Origin of the sequence: Thiomicrorhabdus cannonii, from assembly GCF_013391695.1 — a bacterium.
Classification (GTDB): Bacteria; Pseudomonadota; Gammaproteobacteria; order Thiomicrospirales; family Thiomicrospiraceae; genus Thiomicrorhabdus; species Thiomicrorhabdus cannonii.
The window spans coordinates 26,780-44,850 of record NZ_JACBGH010000002.1 but is presented as its reverse complement, the minus strand read 5'-3'; the positions used below and the strand labels follow the sequence as shown (position 1 = coordinate 44,850).

Genomic DNA, 18,071 nt, shown 5'->3' with positions numbered 1-18,071 from the left:
GGCTCCAGGTTGAGCCGCATTCTGGTGAGACTGACATTTGCCTGGCTTTTACAGTGTCGTATCGCCGTTAATTACACATATTTTTCACCCTTAATGTTTATATTACGCTTCTAAAATAGCGTTGCCTACGCGTCATTTTGCTTAATTTTAAAAGCCTTGCTGAGAAAGGCTTTGTATTTTGTTTCAATAGGTTAGCTGCCGTTAGGGTGAATAACGCGTCAGTTGAGTGCCGTTTGAATGAAAAAACGCCAAAAAAGTGTTATGATGCTCCGACTTTAAATGAACCTAGTGATTCGGTAAATTTGCCTATTTATCAGCTTTCTAGCCTTGAAAGCCGGAAGAGTCGAAACGCGAGTGTATGCGTTTGCATACCCGTCCATCCCTAAGTTCACGTCTTGGAATACTAAGTAGCTGGAACCCTAGACGTTTAAAAAATTATGTTGGCGGTGCCGATATGACCTATCCGTACTGACTTTGCTTCAGGCCCACCCAGCTCCTGAAGGACTCAACCAACCCATGAGGAAATCTTATGAGCGAACAGTTTATTGACCAAGATCCACAAGGCACTCAAGAGTGGATCGATGCGTTAGAAGCAGTCGTCGAATTTGAAGGCTCAGACAAAGCCAAGCACCTAATTGCCCACCTGATCGAGAAAGCCCGTGTTCACGGCATCGACATCCCTTACGCGGCAAATACCCCTTACATCAATACCATCGCCCCTGAGAATCAGGTGAACTACCCAGGTGATTTGAGCATGGAGCAGAAAATCCGTGCGGTTCTGCGCTGGAACGCCATGGCGATGGTGGTGCGCGCCAACAAAACAACCAGTGTTGGCGGTCACATCGCTTCTTACGCGTCAAGCTGTACGCTTTATGAAGTGGGGATGAACCACTTCTTTAAAGGCCCGAACCACGAGCAGGGTCAGGACATGGTGTTCTTCCAAGGCCACACAGCACCGGGTATGTACGCACGTGCCTTCGTAGAAGGCCGTTTGACTGAAGACCAGTTGAAGAATTTCCGTCAGGAAGTCAACGGCAACGGTTTGTCTTCTTATCCTCACCCTTGGTTGATGCCTGATTTCTGGCAGTTCCCGACAGTTTCGATGGGCTTGGGCCCGTTGATGGCGATCTACCAGGCGCGTTTTATGAAGTATATGGATGCACGCGGTCTTGCCAAAACAGAAGGCCGTAAGGTTTGGGCTTTCCTGGGCGACGGTGAGATGGACGAACCGGAATCTCGCGGTGCGATCCAGTTGGCCAAACGTGAAAAGCTGGATAACCTGATTTACGTCGTCAACTGTAACCTGCAACGTCTGGACGGTCCGGTGCGCGGCAACGACAAGATCGTGCAAGAGTTGGAAGGCGTCTTCCGCGGTGCCGGCTGGAACGTCATTAAAGTGCTATGGGGTTCAGGTTGGGATGCGCTGTTGGCAAAAGATACCAGCGGCAAACTGATTGAACGCATGGGCGAAGTGGTTGACGGCGAATACCAGGCCTATAAAGCCAAAAACGGCGCCTATGTGCGCGAGCATTTCTTCGGTAAATATCCTGAAACCGCGGCGCTGGTTGCCGACATGACAGACGATGAAATTTTCCGTCTGACACGTGGCGGTCACTCTCCACGCAAAGTGTATAACGCCTATAAAGCGGCCACTGAAACCAAAGGCCAGCCGACTGTTATCCTAGCCAAAACCGTTAAGGGTTACGGTATGGGTGAATACGGTGAAGCGGCGATGACGGCTCACCAGCAGAAGAAACTGGACATCAAGGGTCTGAAATATTTCCGCGACCGTTTCTCGATTCCGATTTCCGACGAACAGTTGGAAAAAGAGGTGCCATTCTACCGCCCTGAATCCGATGCGGCGATGATGGACTACATCAAAGAGAAGCGTGCCGCGTTGGGTGGCGATATGCCAAGCCGACAGGATAATGCAGAACCGTTACCGGTTCCTGATCTGGACGCGTTCAAAATGTTGACCGAAGGTACCGGCGACCGTGAAATGTCGACGACGATGGCATTTGTTCGCTTGTTGTCGATTCTGTTGCGCGACAAGACGTTGGGACCACGCTGCGTGCCGATCATCCCTGACGAAGCGCGTACGTTCGGTATGGAAGGTCTGTTCCGTCAAGTCGGCATCTATGATCCGGCCGGTCAGCTTTACCAGCCGATGGATAGCGAACAGTTGATGTGGTACAAGGAATCGGCCAACGGTCAGGTTCTGGAAGAGGGTATCAACGAAGCCGGCGCCATGTCTTCATGGGTCTCGGCGGCAACGGCTTATGCCAACTACGGCGTATCCATGATTCCGTTCTACATCTACTACTCGATGTTCGGTTTCCAACGTATCGGTGACTTGGCGTGGGCAGCGGGTGACTCGCGTGCACGTGGCTTCCTGTTGGGGGCGACTGCCGGTCGTACCACGCTGGAAGGCGAAGGTCTGCAGCACCAGGACGGTCATAACCTGATCATGTTCGATGCAGTTCCAAACTGTTTGAGCTATGACCCGACGTTCGCCTACGAAATGGCCGTGATCATCCGCGACGGTATCAAGCGCATGATGCACGACAAGGAAGATGTGTACTACTACATCACCGCCATGAACGAAAACTACAGCCACCCAGCAATGCCTGAAGGCGTTGAAGAGGGCATTATCAAAGGGATTTACCCGTTCAAAAAATCCGACAACAAAGCTAAAGCACGCGTGCAGCTGATGGGCTCCGGTACGATCTTTACCGAAGTCATCAAAGCGGCAGAGATGTTGGAATCTGAATGGAACGTCGCTGCCGATATCTGGGCAGCCCCGAGCTTTAACCTACTAAGACGTGACGGTATCGAAGTGACGCGTTGGAACATGTTGAATCCAACCGCAACGCCAAAAGTACCTTATGTCACCCAAGTGCTTTCTCAAGTAGAAGGTCCTTTTGTTGCAGCAACTGACTATATTCGCGATTACCCTAACCGTATCCGCGAATATGTGCCTGGTGCGTTCCATGTATTGGGAACTGACGGTTTCGGCCGTTCCGATACACGTGCGCAACTGCGTAACTTCTTTGAAGTGGATAGCGTTCACATTGTGGTCGCCTCACTTAAGGCGTTGGCAGATGAAGGTAAAGTTGATGTATCAGTGGTAACGGAAGCCATGAAAAAGTATGGCATCACGGGCGATCGCGCCTTCCCGTTACACGTGTAACCCTAAAACCGCCGCGGCTCTCCCGGCGGTTTTTTATTAACGCGTTTGGCACAGCATAGCCAATACTGATCAGCACGTAAGTGCGTTAATTGAAGGAATTTTTACTATGGCAATCATGCAATTTCATATCCCTGATATCGGGGATTTTGATTCGGTTGATGTAATCGAAATTTTGGTAGGCGAAGGCGATACGGTAAACGTCGACGATTCCATGATCACATTGGAATCGGACAAGGCGACCATGGAAATCCCGGCGCCGGTCAGCGGCAAGATCGTTAAAATGGCGATTTCGGTAGGCGATAAGGTGTCTGAAGGCACTTATGTTTGCGACATCGAAGTGGCTGGTGATGCAGCGGCGCCTGCGCCGAAGGAAGCGGCAAAACCAGCTGCGCCTGAAGCCCCTAAAGCAGAAAAAACGGTTGAAGCGCCAAAAGCCGCGCCGGCGCCTGCTGCGGCTCCTGCACCTGTTGCAGCGGCAGAGCAAAAGCCGGTTAATAAACAGCCTATGGGCGCTGCTTCTCACGCGTCACCATCGGTGCGTGCCTTTGCACGTAAACTGGGCGCGGATTTGACTGAGGTTAAAGGAACAGGGCCTAAAGGACGTGTTCAACTAGCTGACGTTGAAAGCTATATCAAATCCATCCTCACTGGCGCCAAAGCGGCTCCGGCTGCGGCTGGTGGTCAGGGCGGCATGGGTATTCCGCCGGTTCCGCAGATTGATTTCAGCCAGTTCGGCGCGACTGAAACGGTTGAATTGGGTCGTATCAAGAAAATTTCCGGTAAGTTCCTGCACACCAGCTGGCTGAACGTTCCGCACGTGACTCAGTTTGATGAGTGCGACATTACCGAGATGGATCAATTCCGTCAGGACATGAAAGGCGCGGCTGAGAAGCAGGGCGTTAAATTGACGCCGCTGGTCTTTGTGATGAAAGCGGTGGTTAAAGCCCTGCAGGACTTCCCGAATTTCAACGCTTCATTGTCTCCAGACGGCCAGTCGTTGATCAAAAAATCTTATTACAACATCGGTATCGCCGTCGATACGCCTAACGGTTTGGTTGTGCCGGTGGTACGCAATGTCGATCAAAAAGGCATCTATGAGTTGTCTCGTGAATTGATGGTGATTTCCGCCAAGGCGCGTGACGGCAAATTGACGCCTGCGGATATGTCGGGCGGCAGCTTCACCATCTCCAGCTTGGGCGGTATCGGCGGCACGCAATTTACGCCGATCGTCAATGCCCCTGAAGTGGCCATTATGGGCTTGTCCAAAGCCAAGATGCAGCCTGTTTGGAACGGTAAAGAGTTTGAACCTCGCCTGATGATGCCTTTCAGCGTGTCTTATGACCACCGCGTGGTGGACGGTGCAGAGGGCGTGCGTTTCACGACGACAGTGGGTCAATACCTGACTGATCTGCGTCAGTTGTTGCTGTAATCGGGAGAAGGACAGAAGATGAGTACGATTGTAGAAATTCGCGTTCCTGATATCGGTGATTTTGCAGCGGTTGAGGTGATCGAACTTTTAGTTGCCGAGGGTGATGAAGTCATTCAGGACGATTCCATGCTGACATTGGAATCCGACAAGGCGACCATGGAAATCCCAGCGCCGCACGCCGGCCGCATTGTGGAATTGAATATCGCTGTGGGCGACAAGGTTTCTGAAGGCAGCCTGATCGGCAAAATGGAAATCGCCAATGCCGATTCCGTGGCGGCCAATGTCGAAGCCAGTGTTGCCGCTACAGCGGCACCGGCCGAAGAAGCTCCGAAAGCCGAAGCGCCAAAAGCCGTGTCCGCCGAAGGCATTAATGCCGACATGCACTGCGAAGTATTGGTACTGGGTTCAGGTCCAGGCGGTTACACGGCCGCTTTCCGCGCGGCGGATTTGGGCAAAAAAGTTATTATGGTTGAGCGTTTCGCCAATATTGGCGGTGTTTGCTTGAACGTCGGCTGTATTCCGTCCAAAGCGCTGCTGCACATGTCTGTGGTGTTGAATGAAACCCGCGAAATGGGTGCGCACGGCATTACCTTTGCCGAGCCGCAAATCGACATCAACAAAATCCGCGACTACAAAAACAGCGTCATCGGCAAGCTGACAGGCGGCCTGTCCGGTTTGGCGAAAGCGCGTAAAGTGGAAGTAGTGCAGGGTTACGGTAAATTCAGCTCGTCGCACACGGTAACGGTAGAACTGGCAGAAGGCGGCACGAAAACGATCTCTTTCGATAACGCCATTATCGCCGCCGGTTCGCGCGTGATTAAACTGCCGTTTATTCCGCATGACGATCCGCGTGTCATGGATTCCACCGATGCGCTGGAATTGCAGGAAATTCCAAACCGCATGTTGGTCATCGGCGGCGGAATTATCGGTCTGGAAATGGCGCAGGTTTACGACTCATTAGGTGCCAAAATCACCGTGGTTGAACTGGGCGACACCATTATTCCGGGTGCGGATAAAGACATCACCAAGCCATTGCTGAAAAAGATCAAAGGCCAATACGAAAACGTTTACCTGAAATCTAAAGTCACCAATGTGGAAGCCAAACCGGAAGGTTTGGTCGTCACCTTTGAAGGCAAGGATTGCCCTGCAACCGATACGTTTGACCGTATTTTGGTGGCAGTCGGCCGTGCGCCGAACGGCAAACTAATCGATGCCGACAAAGCCGGCGTTGCGGTTAACGATTGGGGCTTTATCGAAGTCGATGAACGCCAAAAAACCAATGTGGACCACATCTATGCGATCGGTGACATCGTCGGTCAGCCGATGCTGGCGCACAAAGCGGTTCACGAAGGTAAAGTGGCGGCGGAAGTGATTTCCGGTATGCCATCAGCGTTCACGCCAATGGGCATTCCATCGGTGGCCTATACCGATCCCGAAGTGGCCTGGGCAGGTAAAACCGAAGACCAGCTTAAAGCCGAAGGCATCGAGTACGAGAAGGGCGCTTTCCCGTGGGCCGCTTCCGGACGCAGCCTGAGCTTGGGGCGTGACGAAGGCATGACTAAAGCCTTGTTCTGTGCACAGACTCATCGTCTGCTGGGTTGCGGTATCGTTGGCCCTAACGCCGGTGAACTGATTGCCGAAGCGATGCTGGCCATCGAAATGGGCGCGGATATGCAGGACATCGGTCTGACCATCCACCCACACCCAACCCTCTCGGAAACCCTCTGCTTTGCCGCAGAGATGGCGGAAGGAACAATCACCGACCTGATGCCGCCGAAAAAGAAAAAATAGTAATTACTAGTTGTTTTTGCTTAAATAAAACCCGCGCTAAGTGTGACTTAGAACGCGGGTTTTTTTATGGTTTTTCAGCGGCGCCATGATTTCAGCTTGTGTTCACGGCGTTCAACAGGCCGGTCAAACGGCCACAACAGGAGGCAAGTATGAAAGATTTTCCGGCTCATTATCAGGAATTGAATACATGGATGGAAAAATTGGGGGCTGCCATTCCGGGTGCGATGCAGGGATTTGGCGCTTTGCACCAGGCGAGCACCCAGTCGGGCGCGTTGGATGCCAAAACCAAGGAACTGATTGCGTTGGGTATCGCCATTACGGTGCGTTGCGACGGCTGCATCTCGTTTCACGTGCATGACGCTATCAAGGCCGGTGCCAGCGAACAGGAAATCGCCGAGACCATTTCCGTCGCCATTCTCATGGGGGGCGGGCCGTCCGTGGTTTATGGCATTGAGGCGTTGCAGGCCTTCAAGCAGTATCAGGAGCAGGGGATTTAATTCTCTATGAATTCAATCGGATTCAGACCCGATTGAGTTAAAACCCAACAGGCCGGGTAAATATCGTTCTACCCGGCCTGTTGGGTTTTTAGGGACGCATCTAATCGGCAGGCAATCGGGGTCTGAGTGGAATTGTATTGGCAGGTTGGACTTATCTTGATTCAGGCAGTAAAAAGAAAAAATAGTATTACCTTATTATTTTTGCTTAAATAAAACCCGCGCTAAGTGTAGGCTTAGAACGCGGGTTTTTTTATGGTTGTTGTATGAGGGTATGGTTGCCGAGGCCTCTCGCTATTCTGAAGGAAGAAGGATGTACGATTCCAGACATTTTGGTGTTTGCAGGACAGGGATGTTCATCGTCTTGTTGTTCAGTATTGTTTTTTCGAGCGCTGCTTATGCGCAGGTCGAAAATACGGATTGGCAGCTGTATAGCATGGCTGACAGCCATGCGTTCGATCCTGAACGACCGGAATCGCAAGCCAACCTGCAAAAAGTGGAGGGCATCTCTCTTGTCGGCGGTCGTTATCTTTATTCCGGCGCGTTTAGTATCGGCAAAGACGGCCATTACGTAGTCGATTTTAAGAACACGTCGACAATAGACCGTTTTTCATTTTATCTTTACGATCAACAAAACCGTCTGATTGCCAGTGCTGCCGGCGGCATTGGCAGTCGTGAGGCCAATCCGTTTTTTCTGCGCCACGGGCGCACCGTTGATTTGCAGGCCGGGCACTATCGGCTGCTTGCGGAGGTGTCGTCTCCCTATTTTATTGCCCAGCCGGTTCCTTATATCAATACGCTTGCCGATTATCAGCAGGAGATCCGTTACGGTAATGCGATTGTTCTGATCGGCATCGGCATTTTCCTCTCCATGGGGATTTATTACGGCGCACTCTCGTTTGCGCGCTCGCGTAATACGGAGATTCTGTACGCGCTTTTCATCTTTTCAAATCTGCTGTTCAATGCCGGCGCACATCAGATTCTGTCGCAGCTATTTAACCTGCATAACTTTTATCTGATCTCTTTTCCCATCCTCATTTCCAATTTCATCTATGTGCTGTTTGTGATGCGATTGCTGGAGATCCATCCGGCCAGGAACCAAAAACTGCATACCATGGGCATTATCTCTCTGGTGGTATTGGCGGTATTTGCGCTGTTCGCGGTGATGTCGCCAAACTGGATCAATGAAATGGCGCGTTTCGGCGTGTGGGTTTTTCTATTGTATGGGTTGGTCGCGGGCGTTATCCGCTCGCTGCAGGGCAGTATGGAGGCGCGCCTGTATCTGATTGCGCTGTTGACGTTTATCGGCCTGGCCAGCATGGCGACGCTGCCGACGCAATTAAGTTCTAACACCATCTATGTTGAACATTACGGATTGGCATCGATTGCCATGGAGGTCATTCTGCTCGCGCTGGTACTGACCTATCAGTACGGCAAATTGTATCGTGAGCGCGTCAAAATCCTGCTCAGTCTCGATCACAACAAGAAACTGGCGCATACCGATGCGGTCACGCAAATTCCGAACCGCTATGCGCTTGAAATCGAGCTGGCTTCCTTTCCGCCTGACGCGGCTTTGACCTATATTGACATGGATAACCTCAAGCATTACAACGACCGCTTTGGTCATGCCAAGGGCGACGAGATGCTGACGCTGTTTGCCAAGCTGATGAAACAGGGGCTGGGAGACAAGGGCTGCATTTACCGGGTGGGCGGTGATGAATTTGCGGTGACTTGCCCGGACGGCAATACCTACAGAGTGGAGAAACTCATCGCCGGTGTGATTGCTGAAATGCATCGGGCCGGTTTTAAGCAGGCCGGTGTCAGTGCCGGTAGCGCCTTTATGCATGAGGCCGCCAACACCTACGACCTGAAACACTTGGCCGATATTCGCATGTATGAAAACAAGCAGCGGCGCAAAACGCAAGCCAATCATAAGGTTAACAGGGAGGGGAAATGATGCATTCGTCTAAAAAGGGTTTGATCTTACCGATCTTGATTTTGACCATTATTCCGCTGATTGCCTCCTGGTTTGCGTATGCCGAGCACTTGCCGCCGGGCTTTGGCGTCTTTCCGCCTTTGCAGGTTTTAGAACCGGCCACCCCCGGTTTTAATCTATGGGTTTTTGTGGTGTTGCTGGCGATAGAGTTAGTGTTGACGTTTTTTCTGTTGTTTCCGCAAAAGTTCGGCTTTAAACCGGTTGAAGCACCATTGCCCTACGCGCGAAAACCTTTGCCCTGGTGGTTCTGGCTGGGCGGTGCGATGACACTGGTGTTTTGGTATCTTATGTGGGCCCGCCCGGCCCCCTTGATGGAACTGGTTTATGTTGCCTTTACGCCGCTGTGGTGGGGCTTTATTACCCTGCTTGACGGACTGGTCTACGCCAGAAGCGGCGGTTATTCGCTCATGAGCAAGAAACCCAAGCTTTTTGGGATTACGATCGTGGTTTCGCTGTTTGCCTGGTACTACTTTGAGTATTTCGACTATTTTGCACTGGGCAACTGGTACTACCCCAATTCGGTGTTGATACCGGAGTTATCGCACACCACCATCGTCGTGCTCTATCTGCTTGCTTATACCACCGTCTGGCCGGCGGTGTTCGAATGGTACACGTTGTTGCACACGTTTCCCAAGCTGGCGGTTAAATACGCCGACGGCCCCAAGATCAAACTGCCGGGCACGGCACTGCTCGTTATCGGCCTGGGGTTGATGACGCTGATGGTGTTCTATCCTTATCCGCTCTTCTGGGCGCTTTGGATCGGGATTATGCTGGTTTTTGCCGGTGTGCTGGTTAGGATGGATATTCCTTCTCCCATCAGTGAACTGGCCAAGGGGAACTGGAGCCCGATGATTCTGATTGCGCTGTCCGCCTTGTTTAACGGCCTGTTCTGGGAGATGTGGAACTACGGCAGCGCGCATCCCGTGGAGCCCATCGCCAACCCCAATTATTGGGTGTACGACGTACCCTATGTGAATGTGATTCATCTCTTCTCGGAAATGCCGTTGCTGGGCTATTTCGGCTATCTGGCGTTCGGGTTGATTGTCTGGTTGATGTTTATCTGGGCGGGCAAGCTGTTTGGTTTTAATACCTATCTGCTCAAAGAGGATGAGCGCAAATACAATAGTGAAGTCTGAATCCGAAAAGCGTCAGGTTATTCGGGCGCCAGGTTATTATCTGAATTCAAAGGGCGTTAAAATTGCCGCGAAAATTCTCAACAGGCCGGGTGGCGGCTATGCTACCCGGCCTGTTGAGTTTTTAAATGGCGTAAGTTGCTATCCCAACAAAGCTTCGCACTTATAATATCGGCTTTACCATAGACCAAAAACCGGGTGGATTCCGTTGCTGCAAACCCTCTCCATTTTATTGCCTGTTTTTGCTTTGATCGCCGCCGGTTTTGCCAGTCGCAAGGCTGGCGTGTTGGGGCCGAATGCGGCATCCGAACTGAGCCGTTTTGTCATCTGGCTGGCGCTGCCGGCCTTGCTGTTTGACATTATGGCGCATACCCCTTGGGAAGTTTTCTGGCAGGGGACATTTATCAGCGTCTATCTCTTGGGCACGCTGGGCGTTTTCTTTGTGATTCTGCTGTGGCGGCGTTGGCAGGGTGCGCCTTTGGCCTGCGCCAGTGTGGACGGCGTGGCGGGCGCTTATTCCAATACCGGTTATGTCGGCTTTCCGCTACTGCTGTTGGTGTTTGGCGAAAGCAGCCTGTTGCCGACCACCATCGCCAGCATTATCGTGGTATGCGTTTTGTTTGCGCTGGCGATTGTGTTGATTGAAAGCGAATTGCATGCGCATAAAGCCTTGCCGCAGCGCATTGGCCAGGCGCTGCTGTCGGTGTTTAAAAACCCGTTGGTGTTTGCGCCGCTTGCCGGTCTGTCGTTCTCGTTAAGCGGCTGGGCTTTGCCGCACGGCATCGAAACCTTTTTGGATTTACTGGGCGCGGCGGCCAGCCCGGCAGCCTTGATCAGTTTGGGATTGTTTCTGGCGGACGCCCTGCAAAAAAGTGAACAGGCCGGGGTGGGAGCACGCCGCACCGCCTGGCAATTAACCACCTTGAAGCTGATTGGCCAGCCGTTGCTGGTCGCCTGGTTGGCGCTGTGGGTGTTTGAGATGGATCGGCAGTGGGCCATGATGGCGATTCTGCTGGCGGCCTTGCCCACCGGCACCGGTCCTTATATGTTGGCGGAATTCTATAAACGCGATGCCGTCGTCACCGCACAAACCATTTTGTTTTCGACGGTGTTGTCGTTGTTTAGTCTGACGCTGATTTTGCAGTTGATGACATGAGTGCTCCTTGTCATAGGTGATAGGTGTCTGTTGCCAATTATTTTTCAGGGCCATGTTAATACGGTAAGATAGCGGGATTTGCTACGCTTTTTGGGTAACTGCTTGATGGAGCATCAATAATGGACTTTTCACGTTTACTGGAACCCGCCTTGCAACAGGCTCAGATGGGATTTGATGAAGGCGGCGTGCCGGTGGGTGCGGCCTTATTTGATGCCGAGGGTAAGCTGTTGAGCGTGGGCCGTAACCGGCGCGTACAGGAAGACGACCCATCCATTCATGGTGAAACGGATGCCTTTCGCAAGGCCGGTCGTCAAAAGAGTTACCGCGATAAGATTCTGGTGACAACCCTGGCGCCTTGCTGGTATTGCTCCGGTTTGATTCGTCAGTTCAATATCGGTACCGTGGTGATCGGTGAATCGACCAATTTTGCCGGCCATTTGCAGTGGTTGCGCGATGCGGGGGTCAAGGTGATTGAACTCAATGATTCGTGCTGCATCGACTTGATGGCGCGTTTCATCGCACAGCGCCCGGATATTTGGAATGAAGATATTGGTGAATGTGACGAAACGTGCCGACAGGAGGGGGCAGAGGGGTGCGGTTGTCATGGGACGCGTTAAACGGTGGGTTCTATTCATAGGCTGCTTGCTGGGTAGTTACGCATCCGCGGCATCGGCCGAGTTGACCCCCGTCAAGCTACAGCTCAAATGGCATCATCAATTTCAGTTTGCCGGGTACTATGCGGCGCTGGAACAGGGGTATTATCGTGATGCCGGACTGGATGTGACCTTGCTCGAAGCGCAGGCCGGCAAGGATCCGATTCGGACGGTATTGTCAGGCGAAGCGCAGTTCGGGGTGGGTACCAGCGAATTGATGCTCAATGCCTATCACGGCGATCCGGTTGTGGTACTGGCTGCCATTATGCAGCATTCGCCGTTGGCGTTGGCCGTTCTGAAGACTTCCGGCATTTCTAATATCCACCAACTTGCCAGTCAGGCGTTGATGATCGAACCGAACTCCTCCGAGCTGTTTGCCTACTTTAAAAACGAGGGAATCCAGACAGAACGTCTCAAGCTGGTGCCGCATAGTCTGCAAACGCAGGACTTGCTGGAGGGCCGGGTGAAAGGCATGTCGGTCTACAGTACCGACGAGACTTTTGGTTTTGACAGCAACGGCATTGAGTATACGCTGTTCAGCCCGAGCATGAGCGGCATCGACTTTTATGGTGATAATCTGTTTACCACCCAGACTCTGTTCGATCGCAATCCTGAACTGGTGGCACGTTTCCGCCAGGCCTCCCTTGATGGCTGGAAATACGCGATGCGGCATCCCGACGAGATGGTCGAACTCATCCTGTCCAAGTATACCCAACGCAAAAGCCCCGCGCATTTACGTTATGAAGCACAAAAAATGTACGAGCTGATGAGGCCGGAACTGGTTGAAATCGGTTACATCAACCCGGGACGCTGGCAGCATATCGCCTACACTTACCATCAACTCGGATTGCTGCCGGAGCAGTTTGATGCGCAGGGGATGCTTTATCAGCCCGATAACAAGTACGCCTATGAGAAGTTGCAGCAGCAATTTTATTGGGCACTTGGGATTTTGCTGCTGGTCATGTTGCTGGCGGCCATCTTTTACCGTCAGTATCATCTCGCCAATGTTCGCAGAAAGCAGTTTGAAACGCTTTTTTTAAATGCCCCCATCAGTCTCTTGGAAATCGATCAGAACGGTCGGATTCATAACTGGAACAAAGAGGCTGAAAACATCTTTCAATACGCTTCGGATGACGTCCTGGGGCGCAATGTGTTTGATCTTCTGGTGCCCAGCGAGCATTCCAAAGATATTGACGATTTGGTGTCGTCCGCCTGGAAAGGCAAAAAAATCACCCATTCAGAAAATATCAATGTTCGCAAAGACGGACAGACGCTGTTGTGTAAATGGGCCAATATGCCGATTGAAACCGTGGATAAAGACGCCACGCATGTTATTTGCATGGCGCGCGATATTACCCATGAAAAAGCCATGGAAGAGCAGCTTTACCAGGCGGCAAATTTTGATGAACTGACCGGCCTGCCCAATCGTGCTCTGGTGATGAGTTTACTGAAGGAGGCGCTGGCCGATGCGAAACGTCATCACACACAATTGGCCGTTTTGTTTATCGACTTGAATGAGTTTAAGCCCATCAATGATACTTACGGGCATTTGGTTGGCGATGAAGTGCTCAGACAGAGCGCCGCAAGAATCCGTCAGACCTTGAGGGAAAACGATTTGGTGGGACGCTTGTCAGGCGACGAATTTTTGGTGGTGATCAAGGATTTGGATGATGCCGACACCCTGCCGAGTGTGATTGACAAACTTCAACAGGCGATACAAATGCCGATTGAGATTGAAAAGCGCCTGCTACATATTTCCGCCAGTATCGGCACTAGCTTCTATCCACAACACGCGGATGAAGTACAAAAATTGATCCGCATTGCCGACCAGGCGATGTATAAAGTGAAAAGCGCTTTAAAACAACGCAAATAAACCTGTTTTAGTATTCAAGGCGGCGCTTAAATAACGCCGATATCAATCAAGACTGATAAAGGATGGATGTGTGAACCTCACCGAAATTGCCAAAAGCCGTTATGCCACCAAGAAATTTGATGCTAGCAAACGCATTCCAGACGAAACATTTGAGCAGATCAAGGCGTTATTGCGTTTGAGTCCATCAAGCGTGAATTCTCAGCCCTGGCATTTTATTATCGCCGATACAGCGGCAGGCAAACAGCGTTTGGCCAAAGGTGCGCAGGGGAATTACAGTGCCAATGAAGCGAAAATTCTGAATGCGTCGCATGTGATTCTGTTTTGTGTCAAAACCGAGATGAGCGACGTTTATCTGCAACATCTGCTCGATAACGAGGACAAGGATGGGCGTTTTCCCGCCTCCGAAAACAAACTTATGGCCGGCAAAGTACGCGCCTTTTATGCGGATTTGCACCGCAAGCAGTGGAACGATACGCCGTCGTGGATGGAAAAGCAGGTGTATCTGAATATGGGCACCCTCCTGCTGGGAGCGGGCGCTTTAGGCATCGATGCGGTGCCGATTGAAGGCATTGACAAGCAGGTTCTCAATACAGAATTTGGGCTGACGGCGCAAGGTTATGCGGCCGTGGCCATCGTCGCGCTGGGCTATCGCGCCGAAGATGACTTCAATGCGGCTTTACCGAAGTCACGATTGCCGCAAGAAGAGATCTTTACGTTTTTGAAATAGGCTGCCTTCAGCGTGCGAGCAGACCCGATATGCTCAGGTCTGCAAGGCTCATGGCCGGCTCTTACGCCTTATTTGGAGTGTTGTGATGTCCGCCACGTGGTTTGCGCGCTGGTCTGCGGGCAGGTTGTGTGGCAGCGTCTTTTGTAGCCTTTTGAGAAGGTTTGGGATGAGCCTGACGCGCGGATTGAGGTTTATCGCCGTGGCTGCGAGCAGGCTTTTTGCCGGCCGGCTGCACGTTATTGTCAGGCGCGGCGTTGAATTCTTTCGGCTTTTTCGGCTTTTTGGGTTTTTTCGGTTTAATACCCAATTTTGATGCCGGTACCGGTGTACTCGGTTCAAAACCGCCAACGGTTTGTCGTGGCAGGAGTTGGTTAATCAAGTTTTCAATGCCCACCAGTTCGGCGTGCTCTTCGGCACACACCAATGAAATCGCCTCGCCGTTGGCGCCGGCACGGCCGGTACGGCCGATACGGTGAACGTAATCCTCCGATACATTCGGCAGCTCAAAGTTGATAACGTGCGGCAGTTGGTCGATGTCGATACCGCGCGCGGCGATATCGGTGGCGACCAGCACTTGCAACTTGTTGGCTTTAAAGTCGGTTAGGGCGCGAATCCGCGCATTTTGACTTTTATTGCCGTGGATCGCGGCCGCGCTGATGCCTTGTTTGGCAAGCTGTTCCGCCAGACGGTTGGCGCCGTGTTTGGTGCGGGTGAAAACCAATACCTGATACCAGTTATGGGTTTTGATAAGGTGAATCAGCAGCTTGGTTTTGGCACTTTTATCGACTTCGTAAATCGACTGTTTGATGGTATCGGCAGTGGAGTTCTTGGGCGTGACCGAAATCTCCACCGGATTGTGCACCAGCCCTTTGGCAAGCGTGCGGATTTCGTCGGTGAAGGTCGCCGAAAACAGCAGATTCTGACGTTTTTGCGGCAGCAGTGTCAGAATCTTTTTGATATCGCGGATAAATCCCATGTCGAGCATACGGTCGGCTTCATCAAGCACCAGTAGCTCCAGATGGTCGAAACGGATCGCATTCTGCTGGTAGAGATCAAGCAGGCGACCCGGTGTGGCGACCAGGATATCGACCCCGCCGCGCAGGCGCATCATTTGCGGGTTGATTTTAACCCCGCCGAACACCACGGTCGATTTCAACGGCAGATGTTTGCCGTAGGTTTCCACACTTTCGCTGACCTGCAGCGCCAGTTCGCGGGTGGGGGTCAGTACCAACGCCCTGGCCTGATTGGCTTGCGGTTTGCGCCCTTGCGAGAGTCTTTCGAGCATGGGCAGGGTGAAGCCGGCGGTTTTACCGGTGCCGGTCTGTGCGGCGGCCATGATGTCGTGGCCTTCCAGAATGGCAGGGATAGCTTGGGCTTGAATCGGGGTGGGGGTGGTGTAACCGGCGGCGGTCACCGCATCAACAATTTTGGCGTTCAGGCCAAGTTTGGCAAAATTCATAATGTGTTTGTATCTCTTTTTAGCGTTAAGACGAGCGGACTCGAAGAGGTGCGCCCGTGATTTCCAAGGCTAAGAGCACAAAAAGAAAACAAGCGCGGAACCGGGTGTTGCAGTTTAAATGGCAGTGCACACGGAAAAGGGAAGCAAGCATACCGCAAATTCAACTTTTATGTTGATGAAAATATCAAAAGCGGGCGGCAAGATAAGAATCAAGACTGGGATAAGGACGAAAGGAAGGAGAGGCAGCGTTGTTGCAACGCTGCCTGCGATTTTTCTCAGGAAACGATGTCCAGCAGTTCTACGTCGAAAATCAGCGCGGAATAAGGCGCGATTTTTCCGCCCGAACCTTGCGGGCCGTAAGCCAGATGGTGCGGAATATACAAGCGCCATTTGGAGCCGGTCGGCATCATTTGCAGCGCTTCCGTCCAGCCGCCGATCACGCGGTTGACCGGAAATTGCGCCGGTTGGCCACGCTGTACCGAGCTGTCGAACACGGTGCCGTCAATCAAGGTGCCGTGGTAGTGGGTGGAAACTACCGAATCGACTTGCGGTTTTTCGCCAGTGCCTTCCACCAGAATTTCGTATTGCAGACCGGACTCAGTCACGATAATGCCTTCTTTTTTAGCGTTCTCGGCTAAAAACGCTTCCCCTTCTTCAGCGGCTTTTTTGGCTTTTTCGGCTTCTTTGGCCTGCATGATGTCGTTGATTTCCTGGAAGGCCTTTTGCAAAGCGTCCTGGCTGATCGGGCTGGGTTTGCCGGCCAGTGCGTCTATGACGCCGGCGGCAATGGCATCGGCATTAATGCCGTCAAACGGGTCAGAGGCAAATTGATCGCCCACCTGACGGCCCAGGCTGTAGCTGACGATTTCGGCTGCAGTGGTAAAGTTCTGAGACATGACTGTCGTCCTTTTGAGTGAAAAACGGCATCTTAACATAAATACAACCAACATAAGGGCACCTCGAATACCCCGGCCTGTTGAGTTACGGGCCAAATCAGCTGGTGACAAACGCGCTTTTTGCTATGATAGGCGGATTGTTTCAGGTGAAGGGTTGCGGTGGGCAATGACGTGGTTGGTATTGTTTTTAGCGGGGTTGTTTGAGGTGGCGTGGGCGATCGGGCTCAAGTATACCGACGGCTTTTCCAAATTGTGGCCGAGCGTGTTCACGGTGATCGGCATGGTGTTGAGCGTGGTGCTGCTGGGCTGGGCGATGAAATATCTGCCGGTGGGCACGGCCTATGCGGTGTGGGTGGGCATCGGCGTGGTCGGCACGGTGATTTTGGGGATTGTACTGTTTTCCGAACCGGCCGATGCGGTGCGTCTGACCAGTGTGGCCTTGATTATAATCGGCATTATCGGCGTCAAGCTGAGCCATGTGGATTAGAGGGCGATATTGATGAAAATCTGGGTGGATGCCGATGCCTGTCCGGCGGTGATTAAGGAGATTCTGTTCAAGGCCGCGGTGCGTACAAAAACCCCGCTGACGCTGGTGGCGAATCACGCCATGCGCGTGCCGCCGTCGCCGCTGATCGATTTCAGGCAGGTGGGCGGCGGCTTTGACGTGGCCGACGACTTCATTGCGACGCATTGCGATCTGACCGATCTGGTGGTCACCGCCGATATTCCGTTGGCGGCGCAAATCATCGCCAAAGGAGCCTTGGCCTTGAATCCGCGCGGCGAACTGTATACCGAAAGCAATGTGCGGGCGCGGTTGAATATGCGCGATTTCATGGAGAGTTTGCGCAGCAGCGGCATTCAGACGGGCGGGCCGGATGCCTTGAATCAGAAAGACCGCCAGGCGTTTGCCAACCAGCTCGACAAGTGGTTGACCAAAAATAAACGCTAACCATCATTATCTGGGGAAAGTACCATGGAGTCGTTGTTGCAGCCGCAAGTGCTCGGTTATATCGCCGGCACCTTAACCACCTTTTCATTTTTGCCGCAGGCGATCAAGACCCTGAAAACCCGCGATACCCAATCGATTTCGCTGCTGATGTACGCGCTGTTCGTCACCGGTGTCGGTTTTTGGCTGCTGTACGGCTGGACGATCGGCGATAACACGCTCATTGTTGCCAATACCGTGACCTTGTTGTTCGCCAGCCCGATTTTGCTGATGAAGTTGCAACATGTCTGGCGTGTTGCCAAGGTGTCTTGAGAATTTTTTAAAGGAG

The 18,071-nt window shown here is 52.3% G+C and carries 15 protein-coding genes; 13 read left to right on the top strand and 2 right to left on the bottom strand.

Features of this window, described 5'->3' with window-relative positions; translation table 11 throughout:
• The first annotated feature begins 529 nt into the window (after positions 1–529).
• From aceE to nfsB, 10 genes are all read left to right on the top strand, one after another.
• Positions 530–3,190, top strand: a complete 2,661-nt coding sequence (gene aceE / locus HZ297_RS03335; RefSeq protein ID WP_178861579.1) for a pyruvate dehydrogenase (acetyl-transferring), homodimeric type — start codon at positions 530–532, stop codon at positions 3,188–3,190.
• A 106-nt stretch (positions 3,191–3,296) separates the two neighbouring features.
• On the top strand, positions 3,297–4,619 hold the full coding sequence (gene aceF, locus HZ297_RS03330; protein WP_178861578.1) for a dihydrolipoyllysine-residue acetyltransferase: 1,323 nt from the start codon (positions 3,297–3,299) through the stop codon (positions 4,617–4,619).
• 18 nt (positions 4,620–4,637) lie between these two features.
• Complete coding sequence (gene lpdA, locus HZ297_RS03325) at positions 4,638–6,410, top strand: dihydrolipoyl dehydrogenase (protein WP_178861577.1); 1,773 nt, start codon at positions 4,638–4,640, stop codon at positions 6,408–6,410.
• 149 nt (positions 6,411–6,559) lie between these two features.
• Positions 6,560–6,907 carry a carboxymuconolactone decarboxylase family protein gene (locus HZ297_RS03320; protein WP_178861576.1) on the top strand — a complete coding sequence of 116 codons (348 nt, stop codon included), beginning with the start codon at positions 6,560–6,562 and terminating at the stop codon, positions 6,905–6,907.
• A 310-nt stretch (positions 6,908–7,217) separates the two neighbouring features.
• Positions 7,218–8,861: a sensor domain-containing diguanylate cyclase gene (locus HZ297_RS03315; RefSeq protein WP_178861575.1), complete on the top strand. Its 1,644-nt coding sequence runs from the start codon at positions 7,218–7,220 to the stop codon at positions 8,859–8,861.
• Positions 8,858–10,036 (top strand): hypothetical protein, encoded by a 1,179-nt coding sequence (locus HZ297_RS03310; protein ID WP_218644532.1) that lies wholly within the window; start codon positions 8,858–8,860, stop codon positions 10,034–10,036. The genes HZ297_RS03315 and HZ297_RS03310 overlap by 4 nt, the downstream gene beginning before the upstream one ends.
• A gap of 205 nt (positions 10,037–10,241) precedes the next feature.
• The gene (locus HZ297_RS03305) at positions 10,242–11,189 is read left to right on the top strand and encodes an AEC family transporter (protein ID WP_178861574.1); all 948 of its coding nucleotides are present in this window, start codon (positions 10,242–10,244) and stop codon (positions 11,187–11,189) included.
• A 119-nt stretch (positions 11,190–11,308) separates the two neighbouring features.
• A complete protein-coding gene (locus HZ297_RS03300; protein ID WP_178861573.1) occupies positions 11,309–11,806 on the top strand; it encodes a nucleoside deaminase in 498 nt (165 codons plus the stop codon).
• Positions 11,807–11,831: 25 nt separating this feature from the next.
• On the top strand, positions 11,832–13,715 hold the full coding sequence (locus HZ297_RS03295; RefSeq protein WP_178861572.1) for a diguanylate cyclase domain-containing protein: 1,884 nt from the start codon (positions 11,832–11,834) through the stop codon (positions 13,713–13,715).
• Between the two features lie 70 nt (positions 13,716–13,785).
• Positions 13,786–14,442, top strand: a complete 657-nt coding sequence (nfsB, locus tag HZ297_RS03290) for an oxygen-insensitive NAD(P)H nitroreductase (protein ID WP_178861571.1) — start codon at positions 13,786–13,788, stop codon at positions 14,440–14,442.
• Between the two features lie 61 nt (positions 14,443–14,503).
• On the opposite strand, the gene HZ297_RS03285 is transcribed toward nfsB, so the two are convergent.
• Positions 14,504–15,901, bottom strand: coding sequence for a DEAD/DEAH box helicase (locus tag HZ297_RS03285; RefSeq protein ID WP_178861570.1), 1,398 nt, complete (start codon positions 15,899–15,901; stop codon positions 14,504–14,506).
• Between the two features lie 275 nt (positions 15,902–16,176).
• Positions 16,177–16,797, bottom strand: a complete 621-nt coding sequence (bamJ, locus tag HZ297_RS03280) for a BamJ family beta-barrel-assembly machinery protein (RefSeq protein WP_178861569.1) — start codon at positions 16,795–16,797, stop codon at positions 16,177–16,179.
• A gap of 166 nt (positions 16,798–16,963) precedes the next feature.
• Here bamJ and sugE point away from each other — a divergent pair, with 166 nt between their 5' ends.
• The 3 genes from sugE to HZ297_RS03265 are packed head-to-tail and all read left to right on the top strand — an operon-like array spanning position 16,964 to position 18,055.
• Positions 16,964–17,284 (top strand): quaternary ammonium compound efflux SMR transporter SugE, encoded by a 321-nt coding sequence (sugE, locus tag HZ297_RS03275; protein ID WP_178861568.1) that lies wholly within the window; start codon positions 16,964–16,966, stop codon positions 17,282–17,284.
• Between the two features lie 12 nt (positions 17,285–17,296).
• A complete protein-coding gene (locus tag HZ297_RS03270) occupies positions 17,297–17,746 on the top strand; it encodes a YaiI/YqxD family protein (RefSeq protein WP_178861567.1) in 450 nt (149 codons plus the stop codon).
• 24 nt (positions 17,747–17,770) lie between these two features.
• Positions 17,771–18,055, top strand: coding sequence for a SemiSWEET transporter (locus tag HZ297_RS03265; protein WP_178861566.1), 285 nt, complete (start codon positions 17,771–17,773; stop codon positions 18,053–18,055).
• Positions 18,056–18,071: the final 16 nt, after the last annotated feature.

Coding starts and splice junctions, on each gene's coding strand:
- HZ297_RS03300 (WP_178861573.1), top strand. CDS start 11,309: ATGGACTTTTCACGTTTACTGGAACCCGCCTTGCAACAGGCTCAGATG.
- HZ297_RS03270 (WP_178861567.1), top strand. CDS start 17,297: ATGAAAATCTGGGTGGATGCCGATGCCTGTCCGGCGGTGATTAAGGAG.
- lpdA (WP_178861577.1), top strand. CDS start 4,638: ATGAGTACGATTGTAGAAATTCGCGTTCCTGATATCGGTGATTTTGCA.
- HZ297_RS03310 (WP_218644532.1), top strand. CDS start 8,858: ATGATGCATTCGTCTAAAAAGGGTTTGATCTTACCGATCTTGATTTTG.
- HZ297_RS03320 (WP_178861576.1), top strand. CDS start 6,560: ATGAAAGATTTTCCGGCTCATTATCAGGAATTGAATACATGGATGGAA.
- HZ297_RS03315 (WP_178861575.1), top strand. CDS start 7,218: ATGTACGATTCCAGACATTTTGGTGTTTGCAGGACAGGGATGTTCATC.
- HZ297_RS03265 (WP_178861566.1), top strand. CDS start 17,771: ATGGAGTCGTTGTTGCAGCCGCAAGTGCTCGGTTATATCGCCGGCACC.
- aceE (WP_178861579.1), top strand. CDS start 530: ATGAGCGAACAGTTTATTGACCAAGATCCACAAGGCACTCAAGAGTGG.
- aceF (WP_178861578.1), top strand. CDS start 3,297: ATGGCAATCATGCAATTTCATATCCCTGATATCGGGGATTTTGATTCG.
- bamJ (WP_178861569.1), bottom strand. CDS start 16,797: ATGTCTCAGAACTTTACCACTGCAGCCGAAATCGTCAGCTACAGCCTG.
- sugE (WP_178861568.1), top strand. CDS start 16,964: ATGACGTGGTTGGTATTGTTTTTAGCGGGGTTGTTTGAGGTGGCGTGG.
- HZ297_RS03285 (WP_178861570.1), bottom strand. CDS start 15,901: ATGAATTTTGCCAAACTTGGCCTGAACGCCAAAATTGTTGATGCGGTG.